Source organism: Mesorhizobium sp. M4B.F.Ca.ET.017.02.2.1 (genome assembly GCF_003998955.1).
In the GTDB taxonomy this organism is placed as follows: Bacteria; Pseudomonadota; Alphaproteobacteria; order Rhizobiales; family Rhizobiaceae; genus Mesorhizobium; species Mesorhizobium abyssinicae.
The window spans coordinates 1-7998 of the sequence record NZ_RZOF01000292.1; the positions used below are offsets into that span (position 1 = coordinate 1).

At 64.5% G+C, this 7998-nt stretch carries 7 protein-coding genes and 1 pseudogene; 1 reads left to right on the forward strand and 7 read right to left on the reverse strand.

What is annotated here, in order from left to right; translation table 11 throughout:
- The 7 genes and pseudogenes from EN738_RS26435 to EN738_RS26465 form a co-directional block, all read right to left on the reverse strand.
- A partial coding sequence (locus EN738_RS26435; protein ID WP_145966936.1) for a dihydroxyacetone kinase subunit DhaK occupies positions 1 to 432 on the reverse strand: 432 nt, incomplete at its 3' end.
- A gap of 65 nt (positions 433 to 497) precedes the next feature.
- Positions 498 to 1510: pseudogene (locus EN738_RS26440) on the reverse strand (ABC transporter ATP-binding protein).
- Positions 1503 to 2609 carry an ABC transporter ATP-binding protein gene (locus tag EN738_RS26445; RefSeq protein ID WP_127286268.1) on the reverse strand — a complete coding sequence of 369 codons (1107 nt, stop codon included), beginning with the start codon at positions 2607 to 2609 and terminating at the stop codon, positions 1503 to 1505. Before EN738_RS26445 ends, EN738_RS26440 begins: the two are co-directional and overlap by 8 nt.
- Before the next feature lie 4 nt (positions 2610 to 2613).
- Positions 2614 to 2817, reverse strand: coding sequence for a hypothetical protein (locus EN738_RS26450; protein WP_127286269.1), 204 nt, complete (start codon positions 2815 to 2817; stop codon positions 2614 to 2616).
- Positions 2818 to 3034: 217 nt separating this feature from the next.
- Positions 3035 to 3985, reverse strand: coding sequence for a carbohydrate ABC transporter permease (locus EN738_RS26455; RefSeq protein WP_127286270.1), 951 nt, complete (start codon positions 3983 to 3985; stop codon positions 3035 to 3037).
- Positions 3982 to 4929: a sugar ABC transporter permease gene (locus EN738_RS26460; RefSeq protein WP_127286273.1), complete on the reverse strand. Its 948-nt coding sequence runs from the start codon at positions 4927 to 4929 to the stop codon at positions 3982 to 3984. Before EN738_RS26460 ends, EN738_RS26455 begins: the two co-directional genes overlap by 4 nt.
- A 218-nt stretch (positions 4930 to 5147) precedes the next feature.
- Positions 5148 to 6479, reverse strand: a complete 1332-nt coding sequence (locus EN738_RS26465) for an ABC transporter substrate-binding protein (RefSeq protein WP_127286271.1) — start codon at positions 6477 to 6479, stop codon at positions 5148 to 5150.
- 400 nt (positions 6480 to 6879) lie between these two features.
- Here EN738_RS26465 and hrpB point away from each other — a divergent pair.
- Positions 6880 to 7998, forward strand: a 1119-nt coding sequence (gene hrpB, locus EN738_RS26470) for an ATP-dependent helicase HrpB (RefSeq protein ID WP_127286272.1), incomplete at its 3' end; no start/stop codon positions are given.

The window sequence follows — 7998 nt, forward strand, 5'->3', positions numbered from 1 at the left end:
GTCGGGCAGCGCGATGTCGTCGCCGACGATCACCATCTCGACCGCAAAGCCTTCGACGCGCGCCTTCTCGGCGGCGAGGCCGAAATTGAGCCGGTCGCCGGTGTAGTTCTTGACGATCAGCAGGCAGCCGGCCGGGCCGGTCATGGCGCGGATCGCCGCCAGCACCGCCTCGACGCTCGGCGAGGCGAAGACCTCGCCGGAGACTGCCGCCGTCAGCATGCCGGCGCCGACGAAGCCGGCATGCGACGGCTCATGCCCGGCGCCGCCGCCGGAAACCACGCTGACCTTGGTCTTGTCCCAGTCGGCGCGCAGCACGACCTTGATTTCCGGATAGCCGTCGAGGCGCGCCAGCGTGCCGGAGCCCGCGGTGGCGAGAAAGCCGTCCAGCGCTTCGGTGACGATCGAGTCCTTGCGGTTGAAAAAGTGCTTCATGGATTTCGTCCAGTCCGTATCTGCGGTCGTCAATCGATATTTGGCGAATGTTGCGATCGAGCCAGCTACGTCAGCCGCTGGCCGTCCGAACCGAAATAAAGCGGCATGCGATAGCGGTCGTCACCAGGTCTCCCCTCTCGAGCGGCGTGTCGGGATCGGTCAGCGTGACCAGTTTCTTCGGCCCGACCGTCACATGCAGATGGTTTTGGTCGCCGAGATGCTCGACCCAGTCGACGACCCCGTCGGCATGGCCGTTGGCGGCCTTCTCGATCGACAGGTGTTCGGTGCGGGCGCCGATCGTCCTGGTACCGGTTGGCGCGCCGCCATCCGGCAGCAGCCCTGCAGGCAGAAGGTTGATCGCCGGCTGGCCGAGGCGGGCGGCGACATGAAGGTTTGCCGGCTCGGAGTAGATGGCACGCGGCGTGCCGATCTGCACCAACTCTCCTTCCGAGAGGATGCCGATGCGGTCGGCCATGGTCATCGCCTCGATCTGGTCGTGCGTGACATAGAGCATGGTGGCGCCGAGTTCGGACTGGATGCGCTTCAGCTCGAGCCTGAGATCCGCGCGCAGCTTGGCGTCGAGCGAAGACAGCGGCTCGTCCATCAGATAGATGGACGGCTTGCGCACCAGCGCCCGGCCGATAGCGACGCGCTGCATCTCGCCGCCGGAGAGCTTGGTCGAGCGGTTGTCGAGCTTGTGGTGGATGCGCACCAGCCTCGCCACCTCCTCGACGCGGCGTCGCACCGCGTCCTCGCTGAGCTTGCGGGCCGGCGAGCGCAGCGGGAAGGCGAGGTTGTCGAAGACCGAGAGGTGCGGATAGAGCGAATATTGCTGGAAGACGAAGGCCGTGTCGCGCTCGGCCGGAGACAGCACCGTGGCGTCGCGGCCAGCGATGTGGATCGTGCCGCTGTCCGGCCGCTCCAGCCCGGCGACCAGCCTGAGCGTCGTCGTCTTGCCGGCGCCGGTCGGGCCGAGCAGCACGACGAACTCGCCGTCCTTGATCTGCAGGTCGAGATTGTCGACGGCGACGGTCTCGCCAAAACTCTTGCTCACGCCCTTGATGTGCACGTCAGCCATGGCGCGCCTCCGCTGCCTTGTCATACATGGCGGTCTTCACCGCGCGGCCGGAGCCCTTCTCGAACAGCGACAGCCTGGCGCTGCTGAGCGACAGGCCGACCGGCTCGCCCGAATTGAGCCGGATCTCGGCCGGCACCCGCGCCTTGATGATGCCGTCCGCCGTCTCCACCGCCACGATCTGCGTGGTACCGAGATATTCGGTGCCGTAGATGGCGCCGCGCAATTTCGAGGCGTCGTCAAAGCGGATGTGCTCGGGACGGATGCCCAGCGCCATGTCGGCGGGTGCGATGTCCTCGCGCACCTCCGGCACGGTGACCTTGGCGCCCTGCACGAGAATCTCCTTCGCGCCCTTGGCAAGTCCGCCGCCGAACCTGAGGAAATTCATCGGCGGCGAGCCGATGAACTCGGCGACGTACATCGTCGCCGGGCGGTCGTAGATCTCGCGCGGGGTTCCGAACTGCTCGATGATGCCGTGGTTCATGACGGCGATCTTGTCGGCCATCGACATCGCTTCCATCTGGTCGTGCGTGACGTAGACAGTGGTGGCGTGGATGCGGCTGTGCAGCTCGCGCAGTTCATGCACCATCAGATCGCGGAACTCGGTATCGAGGGTGCCGAGCGGCTCGTCCATCAGGAAACATTTCGGCCGCCGCACGATGGCGCGCCCGAGCGCGACGCGCTGGCGGTCGCCGCCGGCAAGGCCGGAGACCGATTTGTTGAGCAAATGATCGATGCGAAGCAGCTTCGCCGTCTCCTCCACCCGCTGGCGGATCTCGGCCGACGGCATGCCTTGCGCCAAGAGCGGGAAGCCGATGTTCTTGCGCACATTCATGTGCGGGTAGAGCGCGAACAGCTGGAAGACGAAGGCGATGTCGCGCTCCCGCGCCCGGCGCATGGTGACGTCCTCGCCGCCGAGCAGGATCTTGCCGCCGGTCGGCAACTCCAGCCCGGCGATCATGCGCAAGGTCGTGGTCTTGCCGCAGCCGGACGGCCCCAGCATGACGAAGAACTCGCCGTCCTCGACGACGAAGTTGGAATCCTGCACGGCGACGAAATCGCCGAAGGCTTTCCTGAGATTTTGGACGCGGATTTCGGCCATCGTCCTACTCCGGGAATTTCGAGACGATGATGAACATCAAGGTGCCTGCAAGCATGGTGACGAAGGAATAGGTGTAGAGCGACAGCGCGAAGGGCTGGAACAACATCAGGAAGCCGATGGCGATGATCGCCGTGGCGATATTCTCCAGCATGCCGCGCCGCGCCCAGCGGGGCCATGAGGAGCGCTTGGAGACAACAGTGCGGCTCATGCGTTCCTCCCGTCGTTCTCCCCGTGCAAGGGGAGAGATGGTTGCCAGGTGGTTCCCCCACTCCGTCGCTGCTTCGCAGCGCCACCTCTCCCCCCTCCGGAGGGAGAGGAAGGGAGCCTCGCTGAATGAAGTTCGCGCCCTTCGTCTCCCCCGTCGATCGGGGGAGAGGTGTCGAGCGAAGCTCGACGGAGCGGGGGTCGACTTATTCCCACATCAATCATTTGCGCACCGCGCCGAAGGTGATGCCGCGCAAGAGCTGCTTGCGGAGCAGGATGGTGAAGACCAGGATCGGCACCAGGAAGATCGTCGTACCCGCGGCCACCGCCGGCCAGTCCTGGCCGCCTTCGCCGATGATGGTCGGGATGAAGGGCGGCGCGGTCTGGGCGGAGCCGGAGGTCAGCAGCGCCGCGAACGCGTACTCGTTCCAGGCGAAGATCAGGCAGAAGATGGCGGTCGCGGCAATGCCGGTGGTCGCCTGCGGGAGGACGGTGCGCCAGAAAGCCTGCAGCCTCGTATAGCCGTCGATCATCGCCGCTTCCTCGTATTCGCGCGGGATCTCGTCGATGAAGCCCTTGAGCAGCCACACGGCGAGCGAGACGTTGACCGCCGTGTAGAGCAGGATCATGCCGAGCGCGGTGTCGGAGAGGCCGAGCTCGCGGTACATCAGGTAGATCGGGATGGCGACCGCGATCGGCGGCATGAAGCGCGTCGACAGGATGAAGAACAGAAGGTCGTCGGCTAAAGGCACCTTGAAGCGCGAGAAGCCGTAGGCCGAGAGCGTGCCAAGGAACACCGCGCAGAAGGTCGAGCCGAAGGCGATGATCAGCGAATTGACGAAGCGCGGCAGGAAGTTGGACGGGCCGGCGATCACCATGTTGCGCTTGCGCACGGTCTCGTCGCAGAAGCCGGTCGCCGGTCCGAGCGAGTTGATGTATTCCGGCGTCTGCCGGGTGCGCGTCGTGAACAGGTTGCAATAGCCCTCGATGCTCGGCTGAAACACGATCTTCGGCGGATAGGCGATCGAATCCGGCGGCGTCTTGAAGCTGGTGGCGAAGATCCACAGCAGCGGCACGATCGAGATCAGCGCATAAGCGACGATGATCGTGCCGGCGACCAGCTTCGAATTCGCCGAGGGCGCGACGACGGAATGGGCTGATGTCAGGCTCATCTCTGCTTCACCTTGTTGAGCGCCTTGACGTAGATGTTGGCGAGGCCAAACACGGCGACGAAAAGGATGATGGCGAAGGCCGAGGAATAGCCGGTGCGCCAGCTCTCGAAGGCCTGCCGCTTCAGCGTGATCGACGCGACCTCGGTGGTCGAGCCCGGCCCGCCGCCGGTCAGGAGATTGACCATGTCGAACATCTTGAAGTTCTCGATGCCGCGGAACAGCACCGCCAGCATGATGAAGGGCAGCGCCATCGGCAGCGTGATCGACCAGAACTGCCGCCAGTTGGAGGCGCGGTCGACCTCGGCCGCCTCGTAGATGTATTCGGGGATCGAGCGCAGCCCGGCGAGGCAGATCAGCATCACGTAAGGCGTCCACATCCAGGTGTCGACGATGATGATCGACCACGGCGCCAGCTCGACATTCGACAGCATCTGCACATTCGTCGGCGGGATGCCGGTGACGAAGGAGATGACGTAGGAGAACAGGCCGATCTGCGGCTCGTAGAGAAAGCGCCAGAAATTTCCGACCACGGCCGGCGACAGCATCATCGGCACCAGGATGATGGTCGTCCAGAAGGCATGGCCGCGGAACTTGCGGTCGATCAGCCAGGCCAGCGTGAAGCCGATCACTGTCTGCAACAGGATCGTCCAGAAGACGAAATGCGCCGTCGTCTGCATGGCGATCCAGATGTCCTGGTCGGTCAGGATGCGCTTGTAGTTGGCCAGGCCCAAATTCTTCACCACCTCATTGGGGCGGTTGGCCCGGAAGTTGGTGAACGACAGATAGATCGCCCAGAACAGCGGGAAGATGTTGATGGCGAGCAGCAGGAGGATCGTCGGCGAGATGAACAGCCAGGCGAGGCCCTTGTCGCTGATGCCCCGGACCCGGCGGGCCAACGGCTCCGGCGTGGCCCGGGCAACGTTGTCCGCAGTCCGATTGAGCATGGTGAGTCCTGCTTCGGTCACTTGGATGTCTCGACGATGGAATTTATCTGAACTGCGTCCCGTGCCAAGGGCGGCACGGGACCACGAGCATGATGCCGAAAAGTGTGAAGCGGTTTTCGGACGACATCATGCTCACCCACTCTTTGGTCCGGAGCGGATGATTTCAGGTCTATTCGACCCGAAATCATCCGGCTCTGGGGTCAAGCTCGGGAGGAGCCTTACATCTTGCCGTCGTCCTGGAAGACCTGCGTCCAGTCCTTGACCAGGCCGTCGAGCGCGTCCTTGGCCGAACCTTGGCCGGCCACGACATAGTCATGGAAGCGCTTCTGCGAGGCCTGCAGCAGCGGTGCGTAGCTCGGCTCGGCCCAGAAGTCCTTCACGATGGCCATCGAGTCCAGGAAGGTCTGCGCATAGGGCTGGCTGGCCGGGAACTTGGGATCCTTGACCACGGCGTTTAGGCAGGAAAAGCCGCCCAGCGACCACCACTTGACCTGAACGTCCTTGTTGGCGAACCACTTGATGTATTTCAGCGCCGATTCCTGCTTGTCGGAATAGGAGACCACGGAGATGCCCTGGCCGCCGAGCTGGGCGAACTGGTCGCCGTCCGGGCCCTTGGGATTGGCGAAGTAGCCGATCTTGTCGCCGCCGACATTCTCGTCCTTCTGCAGGCCGGGCCAAGTGAAGGCGAAGTTCATGTGCATCGCCACCTGGCCGGATTTGAAGGCATCGACGCCTTCGCCCATGTAGCTGTTGGAGGCGCCGGGCGGGGTGCAGCAATCATAGAGCGCCTTGTAGAACTCCAGCCCCTTCACCGATTTCTCGGAGTTGACGAAGCCTTCCATCTCGTAGGGCTTCTTCGGGTTCTCGTACTGGAAGCCGAAGCTGTAGAGCACATCCATGGCGCCCATGGTGATGCCTTCGGAACCGCGCTCGGTATAGATCGAGGCGCCGTAGACGGTCTTGCCGTCGATCTCGCGCTTCTGGAAGAACTCGGCGATCTGCTTGAGCTGGTCGAAGGTCGCCGGCGGGCCGAGATCCCAGCCGTACTTCTCCTTGAATTCCTTCTGCAGCTCCGGCTTGGAGAACCAGTCCTTGCGATAGGTCCAGCCGACGACGTCGCCCATTGCCGGCAAGGCCCAGTAGTTCGGCGTGTTCTTCGGCCATTCCGAATAGCCGACCACGGTCGCCGGCACGAAGTCGTCCATGCTGATCTTCTCCTTGTCGAAGAAGTCGTTCAGCTTGACGTAGTGGCCGTTCTCGGCCGAGCCGCCGATCCACTGGCTGTCGCCGATGATCAGGTCGCACAATTTGCCGTGCGAGTTGAGTTCGTTGAGGAAGCGGTCGGCGTAATTGGTCCACGGCACGAACTCGAACTTCATGCCGATGCCGGTTTCCTTGGTGAAGTCCTTGGACAGTTCCACGAGGGCGTTGGCCGGGTCCCAGGCGGCCCAGCAAAGCGTCAGGTCTTCCGCATGCGCGACGTTCGAGACGGCGGTCGACGCAAGCATCGCCGAGGCCAGACCCAACGTCAGTTTCATGGTCGATTTCATGCCTTCCTCCCATTTGCGAAACACGTCCGGATGACGGTTTCAAGAGCCCTCAAACCCCTCTCCTCCGGGGCCTAAACATGGCCACGCTTCAGCGCCGACGATGTTTAGTAATTTGTTTAGTAATGCTCGTTTTACTAAACAACGCAAGCGAATTCGTTGCTGCGTTGCAACATGGCGCGTCCGAGGCTTGAAATCGTTGGGAAATGGGTCGGCGGGCGGTGATCCCGACGTGCCGACGCTCACCTGTCTCGCCGTCGTCGGCGCATCCGGCCTGCTCACAATGGTGCGTGAGGAGTGCGGCTGGGCACGGTGCGCTGGAACCCGTTTTCGCGCACCGGGCTTTGAGGTGGCCGGCAGCGCGTTGTTGCCTGCTGGCTATCGGCGCTGATATGCGGGCGCGATGAGGACAAACCCTTTGCCGGAGCTTCCGGTCTCAGCCGTGCTGCCGGCGCTCGGGGAAGCGCTGGCGACAAAGAGCAACGCCGTGCTGGTAGCGCCGCCCGGTGCCGGCAAGACGACGCTGGTGCCGCTGGCGCTGCTCGACGCGCCGTGGCTCGGCGCCGGCAAGATCGTCCTGCTCGAGCCGCGCCGGCTCGCCGCCCGCGCCGCCGCCCGCCGCATGGCCGAGCTGCTCGGCGAGGAGCCCGGCGGAACGGTCGGTTACGCGATGCGCATGGAGAACCGCACCTCGGCGCGGACGAAAATCCTCGTCGTCACCGAAGGTGTTCTCGCGCGCATGATCCTCGACGACCCGGAACTGCCGGGCGTCTCTGCGGTCATCTTCGACGAATTCCACGAGCGTTCGCTGGACGGCGATTTCGGCCTGGCGCTGGCGCTCGACGTGCAGGGCGCGCTGCGACCGGATCTGCGATTGCTGGTCATGTCGGCGACGCTCGACGGCGCGCGCGTCGCGAGATTGTTGTCCGGCGCGCCGGTGATCGAGAGCGAGGGCCGCGCCTTCCCGGTCGACATCCGCTATCACGAGCGAGCGCCTGGCATCGCGATCGAGGATGCCATGGCCAGGGCGATCCGCTCGGCGCTTGCCGACGAGAGCGGCAGCCTGCTTGCCTTCCTGCCCGGCCAGCGCGAGATCGAGCGCACCGCCGAGCGGCTGCGGGACCGCGTCGCTGCCGACACCGACATCGTGCCGCTCTATGGCCAGCTCGACAACAAGACGCAGGACGCGGCGATCAGGCCGTCGTCGCCGGGCCGCCGCAAGGTGGTGCTGGCGACGTCGATCGCCGAGACCTCGATCACCATCGACGGCGTGCGCGTCATTATCGATTCCGGCCTGTCGCGGCTGCCGCGCTATGAGCCGGCCAGCGGCCTGACCAGACTGGAGACGGTGCGCGTCAGCCGAGCCTCGGCCGACCAGCGCGCCGGCCGCGCCGGGCGCACGCAGCCAGGTGTCGCCGTCCGGCTATGGCGGGCCGAGCAGACGGCAGCGCTTCCCGCCTTCACCCCGCCTGAAATCCTCGAGGCCGATCTTTCCGGCCTGCTGCTCGACTGCGCAGCCTTC